Genomic DNA, 20,199 nt, shown 5'->3' with positions numbered 1-20,199 from the left:
TGAAAATTTAAGTCTTCGAATTATTTTTTATCGACCAGGCTAAAGAACCAGTTCAGGAATAACGCAGCAAAGGTCGCTGTACCAATTCCACCTAGGTTAAAGTTACCGAAGGTCAGGGCAAAGTCACCCGTACCCAGAATAATCGTTACTGCTGCCACCATCAGGTTTTTGTTCTGTGAAAAATCGACTTTATTTTCGATCCAGATTTTCGCACCGGCAATAGTAATCAGACCAAAGACCACAATTGAGGCGCCGGTTAAAATCGCTGTTGGAATGGTATGAATAATCGCACCAAATTTCGGCGATAAACCTAGGAATACCGCAAATACACCGGCAACAGCAAAGATAATCGTCGAGTAAACCCGGGTAACGGCCATCACACCAATATTTTCACCATAGGTAGTCATACCCGGTGCGCCCACACCACCTGCCAAGGTAGTTGCAATACCGTCCGCTACAAAGGCTTTACCGATATGCGGATCCAGATTTTCACCGGTCATGGCACTTACGGCTTTAATATGTCCCAAGTTTTCTGCAATCAGAATCAGGGCAATAGGCGCAATGATCAGCATGGCATTGGTATCAAATACTGGCGCATGGAAGCTCGGAACACCAAACCAGCCAGCTTGCTGAATGGGCGCAAAATCAATTGCAGTCCCATAGCCCATTATATTACTTAAAATATAGTAAATGAAGTAAGCCAGCAATAAACCGATCAAGAGCAATAAACGCTGTACCAGACCTTTGGTAAACACCGCAATGGAACCCATACACAGGACGGTCACCAGTGACATCCACATATTAAAGGTATTGCCCATGACGTTTTTCACAGTCACAGGGGCCAGGTTCAGACCAATAATCATCACCACCGCACCGGTCACTACAGGCGGCATCAATTTTTCAATCCAGCGGGTTCCTGTTGCCATGACCAGAACACCCATCAAGGCATAAAGCACACCACAGGCAATAATCCCGCCAGCGGCGACACCAATATTTGGATTTAGTCCGCCAGCACCTGCATAACCGGTTGCCGCAATCACTACCCCAATGAACGCAAAGCTTGAACCCAGATAACTTGGTACACGACCACCCGTGATCAGGAAGAACAGGATGGTACAGATCCCCGACATTAAAATGGCCAGATTGGGATCAAAACCCATTAGAAATGGCGCCAGTACCGTCGCACCGAACATGGCAAAGGCATGTTGTACCCCCAAGATCAGGGTCTGGGCAGGCGGTAAATACTCTGCGGTACCTACTGGTCGTGCATCGATACTACCCTCATAAGGGCGCCACTTGGGAAACCAATTGGACATAAAATGAGCACTCAAAAGATAAATTGTGCACATCATACTCTTGTTTTTTAGAAGATTTAATCACTGAAACAAAATTTTTGTTCAAATTAATTCTATGACTTTATTTGAGATTTTACCGTGCGGTAAAAGTTTTTTAAATCAAAACTAAAGTTAAATCAGTGGATTAATTCCCGGACAATTCACATTCAACTTCTATAAGTAATTTTAATTTGATATATAAATAAAGCTTTTTTTGGCTATTGACTGATCAATAAAAAAGCACATCGTGTAGATGTGCTTTAAATGGAAGGGAAAAATCAACCGGTATTTCGTAAACCGGCGGCAATACCGGCAATACTGACCATTAATGCATGATCGACCGGAGTATGTTCAGCCTGCTGCTGTTCCAGATATAATCGACGACGTTTCATCAGTTCGGCTTGTAGTAAATGGAGCGGCAACAGATAAGGTTTACGCACGGTCATGGACTGGTCCAAGACCCCATTACTGCTGAGCAGTTTTGATTCACCTTTTAAAGTGAGTAGGGTCTGGATGGCATCCTGCAAGCGTTGACGCAGTTCCGTGCCAAGCTCTTTCAGGTCTTCATCCTGAGTCAGATGCGATTCATAATAGAGCGCGACATTGCTGTCTGCTTTGGAGAGTACCATTTCTAGCATATCAATCAGCGTCTGGAAATAAGGCCATTCAGTCAGCATTTCATCCAGAATTGTACGTTGTCCCTGATCCAATACTTCATTTAATGCAGCCCCGGTACCCAGCCAAGCCGGTAACATCAGACGGATCTGGGTCCAGGCAAAGACCCAGGGAATGGCACGCAAGGATTCAATCCCGCCGCTGACCTTACGTTTGGCAGGACGTGAACCAAGCGGCAACATTTGCAGTTCCAGTTCTGGGGTCACGGTACGCAGGTATTTCACAAAATGCGGATTTTCACGCACCGTCTGACGATAGACCTGTACCGACAGATCGGTCATTTTATGCATCAGATCACGCCATTCCGGTTTCGGTTCGGGTGGTGGTAATAAAGTCGCTTCCAATGTCGCCGCAGTGTAAATCTCCAGATTTTGTAGTGCGATTTCTTCCAGACCAAATTTAAAGCGAATCATCTCGCCCTGTTCAGTCACCCGGATGGCCCCTGAAATCGAACCCGGCGGTTGCGAGAACAAGGCTTGTTGGGTGGGTGCACCGCCGCGGCTGATCGAGCCGCCACGACCATGGAACAGGGTCAGTTGTATACCATGCTGTTTAGCAACTGCGGTCAATTCTTCCTGCGCACGGTACTGTGCCCAGTTGGCTGACATAAAGCCGGCATCTTTGGCTGAATCCGAATAACCAATCATGACCTCATGCTTACCCTGAATATGCTGCTTGTACCAATGCATATTAAAGAGTGTCGACATGGTGTCAGCAGCGCCGTCGAGATCTTTTAAGGTTTCAAATAAAGGTACTACCCGTAAAGGCTTTTTAATCCCGGCTTCTTTTTGCAGCAGCAAGACAGCCAACACATCACTTGGATATTCGGCCATGGAAATAATATAGGCGCCCAGAGACTCACTTGGCTGTTCGGCCAATGTGCGCATGGTGGTAAACACTTCCTGTACATCCGGATGTTCAATCAGGCTACCCGCTGGTTCATTCAGGTGTTTAGGTAGTAGAGGCCGTTTACTTTGCAGTTCCTGCAACAGGAAGTTTTGACGGGCCTGTTCAGTCCAGGTTTCGAAATTACCCAGACCCAGATATTCAGTAATGGCTGAAATGGCCTGACGATGACGACCAGATTCCTGGCGAATATCCAGTTTGAGGAGTTCAATTCCGAAACAGTTCACCCGGTAAATCAGGTCCAGCAGACTGCTATTGGCAAGTTCTGCCAGATTGCACGCCATCAATGAGCGATAGCAGGTCAGTAAAGGTTTTAATAACTCATCTTTACTTTTAATCACCCGGCTATTATCCGCATCTTTGCCATGCAGTTTTTCAGCCAGCCAGGCACGGGTGATTTTTAGACGTTCACGGATATCGCGTAAATATTCACGGTAGGGTTCAGGATGTTGGTGGCCTAACGCCTGTGTAATTTCATCACTGCATTGCTGAATAGAAAGTTCCCAGCGCAGGTTTTCAATATCACGCAGATACAGGTCAGCTGCTTTCCAGCGCGACAACCACAATACTTCCTGAGTCACATTATGCGTCACATTCGGGTTGCCATCCCGGTCGCCACCCATCCAGGAAGCGAAACGTACTGGAGCAACATCTAGTGGCAAAGTCTGGCCGCATTGTTCCTCAACCATGCCGTTCAGTTCACGAATGAATTTAGGAACCGCATTCCAGAGGGTCTGTTCAATTGTGGTAAAGCCCCATTTGGCTTCATCCACCGGGGTTGGGCGATGTTGACGGATTTCATCAGTTTGCCAGGCAGAACTGATGAGCTGTTTTAAGTCAGCCAAAATTGCCTGATGTTCACGCGGGGTCAGTTTCTGCTGGTCAAATTTGGACAAAGCATTATTGATGCCATCATATTTTTGGATCAGGGTGCGTCGGCTGACTTCTGTTGGATGTGCGGTCAGCACCAGTTCAATCTTTAATTCACAGATTTGCTGATATAAGGTTTCTGCAGAAATTTCTTGCTGTTTGAATTTTTCAAATAAAGGAACCAGAGGATTTGGAGATTCTGTAGTTTCCTCAAATTCGCTTTGACGGCGACGACGTACCACATGGTACTGTTCGGCAATATTGGCAAAGTTTAAGAAATGGGTGAAGGCACGGGTCAATGGCAGGATTTCATGATCTTCTAAAGTCAGGAATAATTGTTCCAGCTGTTTTTCTGCTTCCACCTGTCCATCGCGAGCGCCTTTCGATAAGGCCCGAATTTGCTCGACCTGATTAAACAAATCTTGCCCCGCATGTAACTTCAGGGTTTCTCCCAGCAAATTACCCAGTAAACGTACGTCTTCGCGTAGAGGTGCATCAATCTGTTGAACCATTTTTTATATCCCTCCGATTCTTCCTTTGACTATACCCCGACTGCATGACAATCCAAGTCTTTTGCAGACAAAAGTTGAATATTATTTGTTGATAATTGAATGAATTTTAGTCCTTACGCTGTTGCAAGGATCAGGCCAGATAGAAGAAATTTAACGGGAAATAGCATATTTCAGCATAAAGAGCTCGATGGCCTGCTGAATGATCTGATGGCGTTGCTGCATGTCGGGTAGCGGACTTAAGCCCAGTAAGACTTTGTGATGTCGCATACCTAACAGTAAGGACACCATCAGTTCGGTCTGATGCTGCGGATCATCAGTCTGGATAAATTGATGTTGCTGCGCCTGCTCAAAGAAATCATGCCAGGCCTGATTCAGCTTGATATGTGAGGCTGTATAAAAACGCTCCGCCAACGGATTTTTTTCATAAGCCAGTTGCATGATGAGCAGATCCAGTTTGAGAGCTTCTGGCAGATTGGCAATATTGAATGAGCGCAGACAGATCTGATATAGCTCCTGCTGGAAATCGCTATCAGGTTGCAGAACTTTAGGAGATTCCTGCAGAATTGCCTCACAGGTTTCTTCAACCGCACAGCTAAACAGCGTGGCCTTATCCTGAAAATGATTATAGACAGTGAGTTTGGTCACACCGGCTTCCAGCGCAATCTGGTTCATGCTGGAACCATGATAACCATGCTGTAAAAACAGCTGTTTCGCTGCGTTCAGAATACGCTGGCGTTTCTCCAGATCCTTGGGCCGTCCAACCGGTATTTGCACAATTTCATCCAAAAAAAATCAATATGGTCATTGTTTTAGCTGCAGAATCCTAATTAGTGTACCGGGTGGTATATTAATTAAAAAATAAGCAATTTATATATCTACCTATTTTGCCCTAAAAATGATGATTAGATAAGAGCGAACAATAATGAGCACGATACAGAGCGCACTGGCTGGCATGATCGTCCTATGCAGTATGGCTTTCTCAGGATGTAGCAAGGACAGCGCTGCAGCAGAACAGGAAGTTCCATTTGTCATGGTGACCACACCGAAAACTTCACATCAGGAATTAAAAAGCTATGCCGGTGATGTCCAGGCACGTCAGCAAACGGCACTGGCATTCCGGGTAGGCGGGCAGGTCACCCAGCGCTTTGTCGATGTGGGCGATCAGGTAAAAGTGGGGCAGGTCTTGGCGACCCTAGATGTGAAAGATGCTCAACTTCAATTAAATGCCGCACGTGCCCAGCTGGAAAGTGCTCAATCGGCCAGTAAAATTGCTCAGGATGAATTACAGCGTTTCAAGCAGCTGTTACCCACCAATGCCGTGAGCCGTTCGCAATATGATGCGATTGAAAACCAATATAAGGCAGCCGCGTCAAATCTGAAACAAGCTCAGTCTAATTATGATACGGCCAAAAACCAGACCGCTTATAACCAGCTCATTGCCAATAAAAATGGGGTGATTACTGCACGCAATATCGAAATTGGTCAGGTCGTTGCAGCAGGGCAGGCCGCCTTTGAGCTGGCGATAGCCGGTGAGCGTGAAGTCGTGATTGGGGTTCCTGAACAGGCAATTTCTGAAATTAAAACTGGTCAGCCGGCCTGGGTCACTTTATGGTCTAAACCGAGTGAAAAATTCGCCGCCTTTGTTCGTGAGATTTCACCAGCAGCAGATCAATCGCGTACCTTCCGGGTTAAAGTGGCTTTACGCGAAGGTAATAGCCAGATTCAGCTTGGTCAGAGTGCCCGGGTGATCTTCCAGAACAGTCAGGACAATATCCTTAGCGTTCCTTTATCTAGTGTTTCAGCGACTGATCAGCAGGCCTATGTGATGGTAGTCAAGCCGGATCATACTATTCGCAAAGTGCCAGTGCAGCTGGGTGCTTATGGCCGTGATTCTGTGCCAATCCTCAGTGGTTTGAAAGCCAATGATTATGTGGTGATTGGTGGAGTGCATCTGCTGCGTGACCAACAAAAAATCAATCCGATTGACCGTGAAAACCGTAGTGTGAAAATTCAGGCAGGGAGTTAAATATGAACTTTAACCTGTCTGAATGGGCCTTAAAGAATAAAGGTCTGGTACTGTATTTCATGATCCTGCTCGGTTTGGTGGGCATCGTATCCTATTCCAAACTGTCACAAAGTGAGGATCCGCCGTTTACCTTTAAGGTGATGGTAATCCAGACCTACTGGCCGGGTGCCAGTGCTAAAGAAATGTCCTTACAGGTCACCGACCGGATTGAAAAAGAGTTGATGACTACCGGACAGTATGACCGGATCATGGCCTATTCCCGTCCGGGGGAATCCATGGTGACTTTTATTGCCAAGGATTCCTTGGCTTCCAAGGATGTCTCAGATGTCTGGTATAACGTCCGTAAGAAAATCAATGATATTCGGCATGAATTGCCGCAAGGCGTACAAGGTCCATTCTTCAATGATGAGTTTGGTGATACCTTTGGTAACATCTATGTCATCAAGGGTAATGACTTCGATTATGCCACGCTTAAAGAATATGCCGACCGTTTGCAGTTACAGTTGCAACGGGTCAAGGATGTTGCCAAAGTTGAACTGATTGGACTTCAAGACCAGAAAATCTGGATCGAAATCTCCAACACCAAAGCTACCCAGCTCGGTATTCCGGTGACTGCTATTCAGCAGGCACTGCAGCAGCAAAATGCCATGACTCAGGCGGGCTTTTTTGAAACCGGTTCTGACCGGATTCAGGTGCGGGTCAGTGGTGCGCTGAATAATGTCGAAGAACTGCAGCAGCTACCTTTACTGGTGAATGGCAAGACCATCCAGCTTGGCGATGTAGCGGAGGTTTATCGTGGCTTTACTGATCCAGCACAACCGCGTATGCGCTTTATGGGCGAAAATGGCATCGGTATTGCCGTATCGATGCGTAAAGGCGGCGACATCATTGCCTTGGGTAAAAATCTGGAACAGGAATTTGCTCGATTGCAGAAAACCTTGCCTTTAGGAATGGATCTGCAAAAAGTCTCCGATCAGCCGGTAGCAGTGAAACGCAGTATTAATGAATTTATGAAAGTTCTGGCCGAGGCAGTGATTATTGTTCTCTTGGTGAGTTTTTTCTCACTCGGTTTCCGTACCGGTCTGGTGGTGGCTTTCTCGATTCCGCTGGTACTGGCGATGACCTTTGCCGGGATGCAATTATTTGATGTCGGCCTGCATAAAATTTCTCTGGGTGCCCTGATTCTGGCACTTGGCCTTCTGGTGGATGACGCGATCACTGCCATTGAAATGATGGCAATCAAAATGGAGCAAGGCTTTAGCCGCTTACAGGCGGCCGGTCATGCTTGGCGCACCACAGCATTTCCAATGCTGACTGGAACCCTGATTACTGCTGCCGGTTTCCTGCCGATTGCGACAGCAGCGTCGAGTACCGGGGAATATACCCGCTCGATTTTCCAGGTGGTGACGCTGGCGTTATTAGTATCTTGGATTGCCGCAGTTCTGTTTGTGCCTTATCTGGGTGACAAACTCCTGCCAGATTTCAATAAAGATCTGGTGCAGAGAGCACCATGGTATCAACGTCTCTGGGCGCGTTTACGCAAACGCCCTGAACCGGAGCCGCTGGTACATCATGCGGGTGAACATCATGATCCTTATCAAACCAAGTTCTATCAGGGCTTTCGCCGTTGGGTGAATATCTGTGTTACCTACCGTAAAACGGTCATCGCGGCGACTGTCGGGATTTTTGTGCTATCCATTTTGATGTTTAATCTGGTGCCAAAACAATTCTTCCCGCCATCGAACCGTGCCGAAATTCTAGTAGATCTGAAATTAGAGGAGGGCGCTTCATTAAAAGCGACTGAAGCGGCAGTGAAAAAAGTTGAAAACTTCCTGTCCAAACAGGAGGGGATTGATAACTATGTAGTCTATGTTGGTACCGGTTCACCGCGTTTCTATTTACCTTTAGACCAGCAATTACCGCAAGCCAGTTTTGCCCAGTTTGTGGTATTGGCTTCATCCTTAGAAGACCGTAATGAAATCCGTAAATCTTTAAGTGACCAGATTCGGGTACTGTTACCAGAAGCCCGTACCCGGGTGTCTCTGCTGGAAAATGGCCCACCCGTCGGTTATCCATTACAGTTCCGTGTATCAGGTGAAGACTTGGGATTAGTCCGTCAATGGGCACAGAAAGTTGCAGCAACGGTTGGAGACAATCCGAATACCACCAATGTACATCTGGACTGGGGCGAGCCAAGTAAAGTCATCAAGCTGGATATCGATCAGGATCGTGCCCGTCAGCTGGGAGTAAGCAGTAGCGATTTGGCGAATTTCCTGAATAGCTCAATTTCTGGAACTGCGATTGATCAATATCGTGAAAAACGTGAACTGATTGAAATCCGTTTACGGGGTGATCAGGCTGAACGTGTCGATGTCGGTTCACTGAGTAGTCTGGCAGTACCGACCACGAATGGAAGTTCAGTCCCTTTGGCTCAGATTGCCAAGATCGAATACAGCTTTGAAGAAGGCCAGATCTGGCATCGAAACCGCTTGCCGACCATTACGGTACGGGCTGATATCCGGACGCAACTGCAACCGGCAACTGTGGTCAACGAGCTAAAAGATCAGTTGGCGCAGCTTAGATCAGAAATGCCAAGTGGCTATCTGATTGAAGTAGGCGGGACAGTCGAAGAATCTGCGCGAGGGCAGAATTCAGTGAATGCGGGTATGCCATTGTTCCTGGCAGTGGTGATGACTTTGCTGATGATTCAGCTCCGAAGTATCTCACGTGCCTTCATTGTCTTCCTGACAGCGCCATTGGGTATTATTGGCGTGGTCTTATTCCTGTTAATTTTCAATAAACCTTTTGGCTTTGTGGCCATGCTGGGCACGATTGCTTTGTCAGGCATGATCATGCGTAACTCGTTGATTCTCATTGACCAGATTGAACAGGATATTCAGGCAGGTGAATCGCAATGGAATGCCATTATCAATGCCACAGTGCGCCGTTGCCGACCGATTGTCCTGACTGCACTGGCTGCTGTTTTGGCCATGATTCCTTTATCCAGAAGCATTTTCTTCGGGCCAATGGCGGTTGCAATTATGGGCGGATTGATCGTTGCGACGCTATTAACGCTGTTTTTCCTGCCAGCCTTATATGCACAATGGTTTAAAGTGAAAAAAAGTTTAAATTCTGTTTAAATTTGTCATAATTTCAGGTGCGAAATATTGAAAATTTCAATATAGTAGTACCTGATTTTTTAATAATTCAAAAAAGACATACTGCTGCGGAACTCGCTTGTGCTGGGCCGCACACTAAGGTTGATTAAACATGACTCAAGACACACTCACCAAGATGCGACGTTCCGTGGCGATGGCTTATGTCTTCATGTTTTTTGCCTTATTTACAGTGGTGAGCGGCATATTCGCCTACTGGTATGCACGTAAAATTACCCAGATTGATTATGCTGAAGTGTGGCTGCAGGCGCAGGCACTCTGGATTATGCGCAATATTGTGATTTATTCAGTACTCGCAATTTTTGCAGCGCTCTGGTTCATTCCACTATTTTTCTTTGCTTGGGATAGCCAGCTTTGGGTAAAAGCCTGCACAGTCGCAGGTGTGGTATTCAGCTTTATTGCCATTATTTTCCTCATTAATGCCTGGTTCAAAGGCATCTTCAAATTTTCCCAAAACAAAGCCGTATTCTAAGCTTTCAATTTTTTTTCAGAATTCCCCTTGTAAAGCTGGGTTTAACCCCAATTTTAGACCACAGTCAATATTAAATAGAATTCCGTGAGGAGCATCGCCAGACATGGCTAAACGTGATTATTATGAGGTTTTGGGCGTCTCTAAAACCGCTAGTGATGATGAAATTAAAAAAGCCTACCGTAAGTTGGCGATGAAATATCATCCAGACCGTAACCCGGACAATCCTGAAGCTGAAGAGAAGTTTAAAGAAGCTTCAGAAGCGTATGAAGTTCTGTCAGACAGCGAAAAACGCAGCATGTACGACCGTATGGGCCATCAAGCCTTTGAAGGTGGTATGGGCGGTGGTGCTGGCGGCTTCGGTGGTTTCAGTGCGGAAGATATTTTCAGCCAGTTTGGGGATATTTTCGGTGGAGCCTTTGGTGGGGGGGGCCGTGGCCAGCAACGTCAACGCCGTGGTTCAGACTTACGCTATGTGATGGAATTGACGCTTGAAGAAGCAGTCAAAGGCGTTAAGAAAACCATTACTTTTACTGCACCAGCGCCATGTGACGCCTGTGATGGTAAAGGTTCTAAAAATCCGAACGATGTTGAAACCTGTCCAACCTGTCATGGTGCCGGCCAGGTACGTATGCAGCAAGGTTTCTTCTCGGTACAGCAAACCTGTAGTACCTGTCGTGGCCAGGGCAAGATCATCAAGAATCCATGTAATAAATGTCATGGTTCAGGTGTATCTGACCGTCAGCAAACTTTGGAAGTTACTATTCCAGCCGGTGTGGACAATGGCGACCGCGTACGTTTGACTGGTAAAGGTGAAGCGATTCGTGATGGCCAATCAGGTGATCTATACGTTGAAGTCGTGGTACGTGAACACGAAATCTTCCAGCGTGACGGTGCAGATCTGTATATGGATGTGCCAATTTCAATTGCGGATGCAGCTTTGGGTAAAGAAGTTCAGATTCCGACATTAGATGGTCGTGTCAGCCTGAAAATTCCTGAAGGTACGCAAACCGGTAAACTGTTCCGCCTACGTGGTAAGGGCGTGAAACCAGTACGTTCAACCATGCAAGGTGATCTGCTTTGCCGTGTTGTTGTAGAAACACCAGTGAACCTGACTGCACGTCAACGTGAACTGTTGAAAGAGTTGCAAGCGACCATGGAAGATGAGGGCAGTCAGTCTTCTCCAAAGAAAAAATCTTTCTTTGATCGGTTGTTTGACTGATCTGGATAGATAAAAAAGGACGCTCAGGCGTCCTTTTTTATAGCTTAAATTCGGAAAAGATGTATAAGTTAATTATTAGATAAAAATAATGAGAAAATTATTCTTTTAATGATATTGGCTTTTTAAGAAGGATTTATACCCTCACGCAGAGAAATATAAATCCTGTCATATTATTGAGCTTCAGTTGCTTGAGCTTCTGATGCTGGAGCTTCGCTTGCAGGTGCTTCAGCAGCTTGAACTTCAGACGCAGCTGTTTCAGTTGCAGCAGGAGCTGTTTGTGCTACTTCTTCAGCAGCAAAAGTTTGTGATGCAGCAATTAACGCTACCCCGGCAAAAGTTAATTGAACTAATTTCATATAAATTTCCTTGTATTAAAAATAGTGTACTACTCAGTACACTTGGCAAAAATGTTGACATGAAATGTAGATATTGATGTTTTTTTGTGTGTACTTATGTTTACTAATGTAATTTGATGTTGTTTAAATAATTGAAATATAAGATTAATCATTAATTTCATAAAATTTAGCAAGTGGCAAAATATATAAGAAAATGGATTTTTTAATGTGATGTATGTCACATATTTGCACCTCTAAAGAATGAAATTTAATTTAAATACTAAAAGAAAAACCCCAGCATCCTGCCGGGGTTTTTCGTATGGGTTCGCTCGGTATAACTCCTGTCGTACCTTACTGTCCTTGTGCTGATCTATTGTTATTCTTGTTTGGAACTTCCTGTTCCTGATGAATTCATCATAGGAAACTTCCAGTATTCTGGATAGCAGCAAAAGGCCGAGATTGATGTGAGCCAAAGCGTACAAAGAGTCTGGTTTTACCTTTGCCAGATAGAAAAAATACTTTGTCTTTTAAGACCTCATCATCAGGATATGAAAATCCTGAATTAATGATCTCTCTATTCATTTGACTAATAAAATATTATGAATAATCTGAAATATTAAAAGAATTGTTACAAAAACTGGTTCCTATTAAATTTTTAGCAAACATGAGATTATTAAGAAATTGATATATAAAATTAATTTTTAGGCCGACAATCTTGCTAAATAGGAATGATTTAGACGGTTATTTAATCTGTCAATTCCTCAAAACTTGCAGAACTTTTTCTAATTTGTAATCCTTGCGACCAAGGGTGTCTAGCTGAGCTAAGGCAGGTATTTGTTGTAGTCGGGCCGCTACAATTGATAACAGGTGCCTGTATGTTTAATTTAAAGATTTTTAATAAGATCTCTACCGAAGTTTTGACCTTAAAAAATGACCTGGAGCTGAATTCCGAGATTCAACTCATCACTAAATATAAAACATCTATTTGTGAAGATTATAAAAAAGCGATTATTTTGATCTTTAAAGAACGTGGATATACCAGCTTGGAAGTTGGTCAACTACTTGATGCTTGATCCTTAAACATTCCTAAATTTAAAAAAGTATGGATTTATACTTTCATTTACTCAAACAATCCATCGCGCTTCATCTAAAATAATGCCATGCGCTAAAGGCATATGCCTCAGTACGCGATAATGGGTATTTAACTCAATAATATCAGTAATACTTATATGGCTGAGGTGATCAAATTGGAGTTTCAATATATTTCCCTTAAATACAAATAATCTGAATATGAAAAATCAAGATCATACGTACCATGGAAAAATATTTTTTATCTTATTAAATTCAATTATTTAAAATTAAAATCTAATTCTTATTAACTAGAATTTTTCTTTAAATGAGTTTATCTCTGACTAACTATTTAATCATTATTCCTCTAATGGAATTATTTTTCTTTTTACTCGTCCATAAACTATTGTTGATATGGACTGCATATCAAAATCCCTCATGACCTTCTTTAATTCTTTTCATTGATTTTTATGCGATCAATCTTAGTGTTATGAGCGAGTTTTGCTATAGTAAGAGCAATTTCGAATCAACATCAGGACTATGTTATGTCAGCGACACCACGCATTGGGATTTTAGGTGCAGGCGGCCGTATGGGACGCATCCTTATTCAGGCGGTGAAAGAAGCCGGTTACCAATTGGCAGCAGCTGTTGAGCGCCCTGAAAGCTCACTCATTGGTGCAGATGCCGGTGAACTGGCTGGCGTAGGGAGCTTGGGTGTAAAGGTTGTCGGCCATCTTGAAGAAGTGGTCAAAGACTGTGACGTGGTGATCGACTTTACAGCACCTGCTGCGACGGTGAATCATCTTAAAATCTGCCGTGAAAATGGCGTTGCGATCGTGATTGGTACTACTGGTATGAATGACGAACAAAAGGCTTATCTGGATGAATCTGCAAAAGAAACACCAGTGGTCTATGCAGCGAACTATTCAGTTGGTGTGAACGTTTCGATCAAACTGTTAGAACTTGCCTCTAAAGTCTTTGGTGATACGGTCGATATTGAAGTGATCGAAGCGCATCACCGTCATAAGGTAGATGCGCCATCAGGTACAGCTCTTATGATGGGTGAGGCGATTGCCGGTGCTTTGGGCCGTGATCTGAAAAAAGATGCGGTGTATCATCGTGAAGGGCATACGGGTCCTCGTAAACGTCAAAGCATTGGTTTTCAGACCATTCGTGGCGGTGATATTGTCGGTGAACATACTGCAATGTTTATTGGCGAAGGCGAGCGTGTTGAAATTACGCATAAAGCAACCAACCGTATGAACTTTGCAGCGGGTGCCGTACGTGCCGCAGCTTGGGTCGTTGGTCGTGATGCACGTAAATATGACATGAAGGATGTACTTGGTTTTAACGATATTCAAGTATAAATTTTCGTCAAAATCCTATATAAAAATAACTTAAAACTAAAATAAGATGACAATGGAATGAAGAAATTAATATTAATGGCGTGTGCTGTAGCCTTTGCCGCTACAGCACAGTCGACCTCTGTGCAGAATGCCAAGCTCAGCATTAATAAAAATAATATTAAAGTCTGGACCTATCAGGATGAGCGTAATCCCGTTTTTCTCTATAAAGCCGAAACCACCTACAATGTCCCGATTGAGAATGCCGTTTCTCTGATTCTGGATGTTGATCATGCAGTGAAATGGGTGCCTTATATGGGCAGTATCAAGGTGCTATCCCGTGATGATAAAAAAGGCGATTTCACCTTGTATATGGTGCTGGATTTTCCATTTCCTTTAAAAGATCGTGATCTGATCGTACAAGGCAAAATGATCAAGGATGCCAATGGTCAGATCACCATCAAGAATAAAGCAATTCAGACCGGGTATGCCCTAAATCCGAATTATGTACGTTTGACTGATTATCAGGGAGACTGGACCTTCCAGAAACTGGCCAATAACAAGGTCAAGGTATCGACTTATGGTTATGCCAATCCTGAAGGTTCAATTCCTTTGACCTTTGTGAATATGTTTGTGCAGCAGCAGCCTTATCAGATGCTGCAAAAGATGAAAACCGAACTGGCTAAACCTGTGGCAACGCCTGTGTTACCTGAAGCTTTACGCTAAATAGCCAATAAAAAAGTCCGCATCAGGCGGACTTTTTTGTGAAGGAAATTTTAAGAGCATTGCTGCGTAGTCATATCTTGCTGTGGAGCCAGTTTCATTTGAATCACGACCAGAAGCAAAGCAACAGCACTGAGCCCAGCACCGGCAAATGAAACCGCACTATAGCTAAGTCCCAGATTTAGCACACTGGCACCCGCAATCGCACCCAAAGCATTCCCGAGGTTAAAGGCACCAATATTTACCGAAGAAGCCAGTCCAGGCGCATCATAAGCCACGGACATGACTCGCATCTGTAAAGGTGGAACTACGGCAAAGGCAGCAGCACCCCAGATGATTAATGCCAGACCTGCGCCAAGAGCTGTGCTTGCCAGAATCGGGAAGAGCAGCATCATCAGCATAAGCAAGATTAAAAAGCCAATCAGGGTTTTATCTAAGGATAGATCTGCAAACTTGCCACCCAGATGATTACCAATCGAGAAACCTACCCCGATCAACACCAGCATCAAAGTAATCAATGCAGGGGAAGCCTGAGTAAAACTTTGCAGACTCGGGGCAATATAAGTGTATAGGGCAAACATGGCCCCCGCACTCATCACGGTAGTTAATAAAGCTAACACCACTGGTAAACGGGTCAGGACTTGCAGCTCCTGCCTTACATCCGGTTTCTGACTGCTTTGGCCTTCTGGTAAGGCTTTCCATAGGGAGAACATGGTCAGCACACCAAGCAGGGAAATACCCAGAAAAGCCATACGCCAGCCGATATGTTGTCCTATCCAGGTTGCCAGTGGCACCCCGCCAATATTGGCAATGGTCAGGCCCATAAACATCATGGCTACAGCGCTGGCCTGTTTATCTTTCGGAACGACACTGGCCGCGACAACCGAACCAATCCCGAAGAAAGCACCATGGTTCAGGCTGGTAATGATGCGTGCCCCCATCAGCCCCAGATAATTAGGCGCTAATGTCGCCAGAATATTACCAATCGTAAAAATCGCCATCAGTAAAATGAGAGACTTACGTTTGGAATAACGGCTTAACCAGAGGGTCATTAGTGGTGCACCCAACATCACCCCTAAGGCATAGGCACTGATCAGCATCCCGGCACGAGGAATCGAAATCTCCAGATCACGGGCGATTTCTGGCAGAAAACCCATTGGAGAAAATTCAGTGGTACCAATTGCAAAGGCACCAACCGCCAGTGCAAGCAAAGAAAAATTAACTTTCATAGTTTCTGTTTAATCCCAGATAGGCGCAAGCTGGTCCGGATCAACCTCGCGGCCATTGCGCTCCAAGGTGCTGATCAAAGCCATTTCTTCCTGGGTCAGCTGTATCTCCTGCGCTGCCAGATTGGCAAGCAGATGTTCACGTTTGGTTGAAGAAGGAATCACAGCAAAACCTTTTTGCAAGGCCCAAGCCAATGCAATTTGTGCTGTCGAAGCCTGATGCTGGGCAGCAATTCCTTGCAGGATGGGATCATTCAGCACTTTGCCATAAGCTAGTGTCATATAAGAGGTGACATCAATCTTCTGAGATTGTAGGAAACTGACCAGACGCTGATTTTGCAGATAAGGACTGAGTTCAATCTGGTTGGTTACGATATGCTCTAGACCAATCGTATCAATGGCTTGTTGGGTCAGCTCAATATTGAAATTGGACACACCGATATGCTCAGTCAGACCTTGCTGTTTGGCTTCTAATAAAGTCTGCATCAGCTCAGGAATTTGAACGCCTAAACGAGGTGCAGGCCAGTGAATGAGCGTTAGATTGACTGCATCGGTACGTAGTTTATGCAGGCTTTCTTTGAGGCTTGGAATTAATTTGTCTGGCGCGTAATGATCTGTCCAGATTTTGGTGGTAATGAACAGCTCGTTACGATTAACTTGGCTTTCTGCAATAGCCTGACCCACTTCCGCTTCATTGGCATAAATCTGTGCCGTATCTACAGCGCGATAACCGACTTCCAATGCTGTTTTGACTGAATCAATGACGGTCTGTCCAGACAGGCGAAAGGTACCGACACCAAATTGAGGAACAATATTCATAGCTTTAATCTTTAAGTATTTTCGATGTTGAGTATTTTGTGCTTTTTATTGTTGCGAAAAAATAGCTGAATTTGCAAAATATTATTGACCGAAAATCAATAAAAGAGTGACAAATGAAATCGACGATTGAAGAATTACAGGCTTTTGTCACTATTGTGGATAGTGGTTCTATCGTCATGGCGGCAGAACGTTTGGGGCAAACCACTTCGGGTGTCAGTCGGGCGCTGCAACGTCTGGAAAATAAATTAAATGTCACTCTTTTAGAAAGAACCACACGTAAACTCAAACTGACTCAAGAAGGCCAGCTATTTCTAGAAAAGGCACGCAAAATTCTCAATGATTTGGCAGAAGCTGAAGATGCTTTGCTGAAATCAGATAGTGATACGTCAGGATTGATTCGGGTGGATTCAGCGACGCCTTTTGTGCTGCATGTAATCGTACCGCTAATTCAGGAATTTATGCAGCGCTATCCCCAGATTGAAATTGAACTGAATAATCATGATCAGGTGATTGATCTGCTGGAACATAAAACCGATGTCGCGATCCGTTTTGGAGAACTGCATGATTCCAGCCTGCATGCCAGATTATTATGCCGCAGCCGTTTGTATATTGTGGCCAGCCCTGAATATTTACAGCAAAAGGGCAGACCGCAATCAGTGGCAGATTTATCGGAGCATACTTTACTGGGATTTAGTCAGCCTACGCATTTGAACACCTGGCCGGTACGGCTAAATGGCGAACCTATCACTGTAAAGCCAAAGATTAGAGCACCCAATGGGGAAACGGTTTGTCAATTGGCTTTATATGGGGTGGGTATTAGTTGTCTGTCACGCTTTCTGGTCGAGGACGACTTACAGGCGGGTCGTTTAGAGGCGCTATTTGAAGATCAGATTGAGCTGCATTATCAAAAAATTCATGCGGTCTATTACCGTCAGGAGCATCTGCCTAAACGGGTATATCTATTTATTGAATTTCTGGCTCAGAAGCTGGCTAAATATTTATAAACCAATTATTTACAAATATAGTCATAAAAAAATCTGCCCTAACATGAGGCTAGGGCAGATCTAGATTTACTAATGATTAGGACAAATTAGAAATCGGCTTTCAGTACGATCCGGTAACGGGCTTTGCCTGAGTGCAGACGTTCAATCGCAGTATTAATTTCCGACATTGGGAATAACTCAATTTGTGGCGCAATATTTTTACGTGCTGCAAATTTCAATAACTGACGTAAAGCTGCTGGTGAACCTGTCGGCGAGCCAGTCACTGATTTAGCACCGCCAATCAGTGAACCTGCAGAAATTTGCATGGGTTCCAGTGGTAAGCCCAGCATATGTACAGTGCCATTTGGCGCTAAAGTTGATAAATAAGCCTGCCAGTCTAGTGTGACATTCACAGTACTCATTAATAGATCAAATTTACCACGGAGCGGTTTAAGCGCTGCTGGGTCGCGACTATTCACTACATGGTCTGCACCCATAGCTTTCAGCTCATCGGTTTTATCCAGATTTGAAGTAAAGGCGGTAATTTCACAACCCCATGCTTTCAGCAGCTTGATCGCCATATGTCCCAAACCGCCAATACCAATGACACCGACGTGGTGAATAGCCTGAATCTGATGTTTCAGAATCGGATCAAATACAGTAATCCCGCCACAGAGCAGGGGACCTGCACTTTCTGGGTCCAGATCTTCGGGTAAGGGAATTGCCCATTGCCAGCCAGCACGGACTTTATCCGCAAAACCACCTGCATGACCGACGATGGTTGCAACCTGACCACCGGTACACAATACTTGCTGGCCTGAAATACAAGGATCGCAATGTTGGCAGCTTTCCGCAGTCCAGCCAATACCGACACGTTGACCTACTTTTAGGCCTTTGGCTTCAGAACCCAGTTGCGTAATGGTGCCAATGACTTCATGTCCGGCCACCACAGGATAGACCGAAGATCCCCAGTCATTATTGAGTACTGAAATATCAGAATGGCATAGGCCGCAGTATTCAACTTTCACTTCGACCTGATACGGCTGAAGTTCACCTGCATCAAATTGATAAGGTTCCAGGGCGGCACCCGCAGACATTGCGGCATAGGCTTGAATAGTATTAGTGGACATAGATTCAGCTCTTATTTGAATGGGAGGATATTGTTTTAAAGTGACAGTGATTTTCATGGTCATCGACCATGCCAACTGCCTGCATAAAGGCATAACAGATCGTAGGACCGACAAACTTAAAGCCTGCTTTTTTTAAGGCTTTGGACATGTTCTGGCTTTCAATGGTTTGTGCCGGAGCCTGACGATAATCTGCAACATCATTATTTAACCGGGGCTGATGGGCAAAGGACCACAACCATGTGACCACATCAATTTCTTGAGATTTAAGCTGTTGCCAGGTCCGGGCATTATCACGAATCGCAGTTAGTTTACCGATATGCCGAATTAGACTAGCATCTTGCAGTTTTGCGGTGAGTTGCTCATCTGTAAAAGAAGCAATCGTTTCAATCGAATATTGAAAGAAATGTTTGCGATAAGATTCACGTTTTCTGAGTACGGTAATCCAGGCTAAACCGGCCTGTTGGCCTTCCAGACACAGCATTTCAAATAGGCGTTTTTCATCATGCAGCGCCTGTCCCCATTCCTGATCATGGTAGGCAGTATAGAGGGGATCATCAGAGCACCAGCCACAGCGTTGGATCGTCAAGGGATGCTCCTTTTTCCTATCTTATAATTTAAATGTCGTCCACTGATCTTGCTGATTATCCCAGTAGGAGAGTTCTGCCTGCTGCAGATCACTGAACTGGATCCATATATCCTTACCACTTTTATCGGCATAACCGGTACTGATCAGAAGCGCCTCTTCGGTAATTTCCATGATCCAGCCCTGATAGGTCTGGCCATTGAGCACGATTTTCTGTTGATTGCCTGATTCAGCAAATTCGACCAGACGGTTGATCAACGCTTCTGACATGTAAACTTCCTAAAATTAACGTAAATATGGATAGGGGTTAACAACACCACGACCCTTACCACTTAAATAGAGACCATAATGCAGATGTGGCGCGGTATGGCGGGCATTGCCAGTATTACCGACATAACCAATGACATCACCCTTTTTGACATAGTCACCGACTTTCAAGCCACGCTTATGACCATCCAGATGTGCATAATAATGCCAGGCACCGCCTGGACCCAGAATCCAGACTACTTTACCACCCAAATTGTTATTCCGTAAATCCGCGATCAGACCAGGCGTCGCACTGCGAACCTTGGTTCCACGTGGAGCCAGAATATCAATGCCCTCATGCAAACGGCCGCTACTACGCGAAGCTCCCCAGGTATTTTTCAATTCACGGGCCTGGACCCGATCTACCGGAATCGGCAGAGAAGAGGGCATACGCATATGATTCAGTTTTTTGACCAATGCCGGATTAAGCTGAACCGCAGAAGGATGTTTCGGTGCGCTACTACACGCCACCAGAAATAACATCACCAAAGAA

18 protein-coding genes are annotated in these 20,199 nt (G+C 44.8%); 8 read left to right on the top strand and 10 right to left on the bottom strand.

Translation table 11 applies throughout. The features are described from left to right. Nucleotides 1–20: 20 nt before the first annotated feature. The 3 genes from FTV31_RS09485 to FTV31_RS09475 form a co-directional block, all read right to left on the bottom strand. The gene (locus tag FTV31_RS09485; RefSeq protein WP_180014499.1) at nucleotides 21–1,316 is read right to left on the bottom strand and encodes a solute carrier family 23 protein; all 1,296 of its coding nucleotides are present in this window, start codon (nucleotides 1,314–1,316) and stop codon (nucleotides 21–23) included. Nucleotides 1,317–1,612: 296 nt separating this feature from the next. Beyond that, nucleotides 1,613–4,297, bottom strand: a complete 2,685-nt coding sequence (gene ppc / locus FTV31_RS09480; protein ID WP_180014497.1) for a phosphoenolpyruvate carboxylase — start codon at nucleotides 4,295–4,297, stop codon at nucleotides 1,613–1,615. 150 nt (nucleotides 4,298–4,447) lie between these two features. Beyond that, nucleotides 4,448–5,071, bottom strand: a complete 624-nt coding sequence (locus FTV31_RS09475) for a TetR/AcrR family transcriptional regulator (protein WP_180014495.1) — start codon at nucleotides 5,069–5,071, stop codon at nucleotides 4,448–4,450. 148 nt (nucleotides 5,072–5,219) lie between these two features. On the opposite strand from FTV31_RS09475, the gene FTV31_RS09470 reads away from it, so the two are divergent. The 4 genes from FTV31_RS09470 (at nucleotide 5,220) to dnaJ (ending at nucleotide 11,190) form a co-directional block, all read left to right on the top strand. Next, nucleotides 5,220–6,323: an efflux RND transporter periplasmic adaptor subunit gene (locus tag FTV31_RS09470; RefSeq protein ID WP_180014494.1), complete on the top strand. Its 1,104-nt coding sequence runs from the start codon at nucleotides 5,220–5,222 to the stop codon at nucleotides 6,321–6,323. Nucleotides 6,324–6,325: 2 nt separating this feature from the next. Beyond that, nucleotides 6,326–9,463 (top strand): efflux RND transporter permease subunit, encoded by a 3,138-nt coding sequence (locus FTV31_RS09465; RefSeq protein ID WP_180014492.1) that lies wholly within the window; start codon nucleotides 6,326–6,328, stop codon nucleotides 9,461–9,463. Nucleotides 9,464–9,593: 130 nt separating this feature from the next. Then, nucleotides 9,594–9,971 (top strand): membrane protein, encoded by a 378-nt coding sequence (locus tag FTV31_RS09460; protein ID WP_034703345.1) that lies wholly within the window; start codon nucleotides 9,594–9,596, stop codon nucleotides 9,969–9,971. Nucleotides 9,972–10,074: 103 nt separating this feature from the next. Then, a complete protein-coding gene (gene dnaJ, locus FTV31_RS09455; protein WP_034703346.1) occupies nucleotides 10,075–11,190 on the top strand; it encodes a molecular chaperone DnaJ in 1,116 nt (371 codons plus the stop codon). A 170-nt stretch (nucleotides 11,191–11,360) separates the two neighbouring features. Here dnaJ and FTV31_RS09450 read toward each other — a convergent pair whose 3' ends face one another. Beyond that, nucleotides 11,361–11,546, bottom strand: coding sequence for a hypothetical protein (locus tag FTV31_RS09450; RefSeq protein WP_004780424.1), 186 nt, complete (start codon nucleotides 11,544–11,546; stop codon nucleotides 11,361–11,363). An 854-nt stretch (nucleotides 11,547–12,400) separates the two neighbouring features. Here FTV31_RS09450 and FTV31_RS09445 point away from each other — a divergent pair. The 3 genes from FTV31_RS09445 (at nucleotide 12,401) to FTV31_RS09435 (ending at nucleotide 14,662) form a co-directional block, all read left to right on the top strand. Further along, nucleotides 12,401–12,598, top strand: a complete 198-nt coding sequence (locus FTV31_RS09445) for a hypothetical protein (protein ID WP_104426834.1) — start codon at nucleotides 12,401–12,403, stop codon at nucleotides 12,596–12,598. Nucleotides 12,599–13,138: 540 nt separating this feature from the next. Beyond that, nucleotides 13,139–13,960, top strand: coding sequence for a 4-hydroxy-tetrahydrodipicolinate reductase (dapB, locus tag FTV31_RS09440; protein ID WP_180014490.1), 822 nt, complete (start codon nucleotides 13,139–13,141; stop codon nucleotides 13,958–13,960). A 57-nt stretch (nucleotides 13,961–14,017) separates the two neighbouring features. Next, nucleotides 14,018–14,662 (top strand): START domain-containing protein, encoded by a 645-nt coding sequence (locus tag FTV31_RS09435; protein ID WP_034170748.1) that lies wholly within the window; start codon nucleotides 14,018–14,020, stop codon nucleotides 14,660–14,662. Nucleotides 14,663–14,712: 50 nt separating this feature from the next. Here the strand turns inward: FTV31_RS09435 and FTV31_RS09430 are convergent, their stop codons facing one another. Together FTV31_RS09430 and dkgB are read right to left on the bottom strand one after the other, a co-directional pair. Then, nucleotides 14,713–15,888, bottom strand: coding sequence for an MFS transporter (locus FTV31_RS09430; RefSeq protein WP_180014488.1), 1,176 nt, complete (start codon nucleotides 15,886–15,888; stop codon nucleotides 14,713–14,715). Nucleotides 15,889–15,897: 9 nt separating this feature from the next. After that, nucleotides 15,898–16,704, bottom strand: coding sequence for a 2,5-didehydrogluconate reductase DkgB (gene dkgB, locus FTV31_RS09425; RefSeq protein ID WP_180014485.1), 807 nt, complete (start codon nucleotides 16,702–16,704; stop codon nucleotides 15,898–15,900). 113 nt (nucleotides 16,705–16,817) lie between these two features. Here dkgB and FTV31_RS09420 point away from each other — a divergent pair, with 113 nt between their 5' ends. Then, the gene (locus FTV31_RS09420; protein ID WP_180014484.1) at nucleotides 16,818–17,708 is read left to right on the top strand and encodes a LysR family transcriptional regulator; all 891 of its coding nucleotides are present in this window, start codon (nucleotides 16,818–16,820) and stop codon (nucleotides 17,706–17,708) included. Nucleotides 17,709–17,794: 86 nt separating this feature from the next. On the opposite strand, the gene FTV31_RS09415 is transcribed toward FTV31_RS09420, so the two are convergent. From FTV31_RS09415 to FTV31_RS09400, 4 genes are read right to left on the bottom strand one after another with little or no spacing between them, the layout of a single operon-like run. Then, the gene (locus FTV31_RS09415) at nucleotides 17,795–18,817 is read right to left on the bottom strand and encodes an NAD(P)-dependent alcohol dehydrogenase (protein WP_180014482.1); all 1,023 of its coding nucleotides are present in this window, start codon (nucleotides 18,815–18,817) and stop codon (nucleotides 17,795–17,797) included. A 4-nt stretch (nucleotides 18,818–18,821) separates the two neighbouring features. Continuing rightward, nucleotides 18,822–19,403, bottom strand: a complete 582-nt coding sequence (locus FTV31_RS09410) for a DNA-3-methyladenine glycosylase I (protein ID WP_180014480.1) — start codon at nucleotides 19,401–19,403, stop codon at nucleotides 18,822–18,824. A gap of 21 nt (nucleotides 19,404–19,424) precedes the next feature. Beyond that, nucleotides 19,425–19,670 carry a hypothetical protein gene (locus tag FTV31_RS09405; protein WP_180014478.1) on the bottom strand — a complete coding sequence of 82 codons (246 nt, stop codon included), beginning with the start codon at nucleotides 19,668–19,670 and terminating at the stop codon, nucleotides 19,425–19,427. 15 nt (nucleotides 19,671–19,685) lie between these two features. Beyond that, nucleotides 19,686–20,189: a M23 family metallopeptidase gene (locus FTV31_RS09400; RefSeq protein ID WP_373686985.1), complete on the bottom strand. Its 504-nt coding sequence runs from the start codon at nucleotides 20,187–20,189 to the stop codon at nucleotides 19,686–19,688. Between the last annotated feature and the right edge of the window lie 10 nt (nucleotides 20,190–20,199).

It is taken from the genome of Acinetobacter sp. YH16031 (assembly GCF_013417335.1).
Taxonomy (GTDB): Bacteria; Pseudomonadota; Gammaproteobacteria; order Pseudomonadales; family Moraxellaceae; genus Acinetobacter.
The sequence above is the reverse complement of the archived record's forward strand: the minus strand, read 5'-3'. Positions and strand labels throughout refer to the sequence as shown.

Bases quoted from the DNA above. Each gene is read 5' to 3' on its own strand.
- FTV31_RS09485 (WP_180014499.1), bottom strand. From the start codon at position 1,316: ATGTCCAATTGGTTTCCCAAGTGGCGCCCTTATGAGGGTAGTATCGAT.
- ppc (WP_180014497.1), bottom strand. From the start codon at position 4,297: ATGGTTCAACAGATTGATGCACCTCTACGCGAAGACGTACGTTTACTG.
- FTV31_RS09470 (WP_180014494.1), top strand. From the start codon at position 5,220: ATGAGCACGATACAGAGCGCACTGGCTGGCATGATCGTCCTATGCAGT.
- FTV31_RS09465 (WP_180014492.1), top strand. From the start codon at position 6,326: ATGAACTTTAACCTGTCTGAATGGGCCTTAAAGAATAAAGGTCTGGTA.
- FTV31_RS09460 (WP_034703345.1), top strand. From the start codon at position 9,594: ATGACTCAAGACACACTCACCAAGATGCGACGTTCCGTGGCGATGGCT.
- dnaJ (WP_034703346.1), top strand. From the start codon at position 10,075: ATGGCTAAACGTGATTATTATGAGGTTTTGGGCGTCTCTAAAACCGCT.
- FTV31_RS09450 (WP_004780424.1), bottom strand. From the start codon at position 11,546: ATGAAATTAGTTCAATTAACTTTTGCCGGGGTAGCGTTAATTGCTGCA.
- FTV31_RS09445 (WP_104426834.1), top strand. From the start codon at position 12,401: ATGTTTAATTTAAAGATTTTTAATAAGATCTCTACCGAAGTTTTGACC.
- dapB (WP_180014490.1), top strand. From the start codon at position 13,139: ATGTCAGCGACACCACGCATTGGGATTTTAGGTGCAGGCGGCCGTATG.
- FTV31_RS09435 (WP_034170748.1), top strand. From the start codon at position 14,018: ATGAAGAAATTAATATTAATGGCGTGTGCTGTAGCCTTTGCCGCTACA.
- FTV31_RS09430 (WP_180014488.1), bottom strand. From the start codon at position 15,888: ATGAAAGTTAATTTTTCTTTGCTTGCACTGGCGGTTGGTGCCTTTGCA.
- dkgB (WP_180014485.1), bottom strand. From the start codon at position 16,704: ATGAATATTGTTCCTCAATTTGGTGTCGGTACCTTTCGCCTGTCTGGA.
- FTV31_RS09420 (WP_180014484.1), top strand. From the start codon at position 16,818: ATGAAATCGACGATTGAAGAATTACAGGCTTTTGTCACTATTGTGGAT.
- FTV31_RS09415 (WP_180014482.1), bottom strand. From the start codon at position 18,817: ATGTCCACTAATACTATTCAAGCCTATGCCGCAATGTCTGCGGGTGCC.
- FTV31_RS09405 (WP_180014478.1), bottom strand. From the start codon at position 19,670: ATGTCAGAAGCGTTGATCAACCGTCTGGTCGAATTTGCTGAATCAGGC.
- FTV31_RS09400 (WP_373686985.1), bottom strand. From the start codon at position 20,189: ATGTTATTTCTGGTGGCGTGTAGTAGCGCACCGAAACATCCTTCTGCG.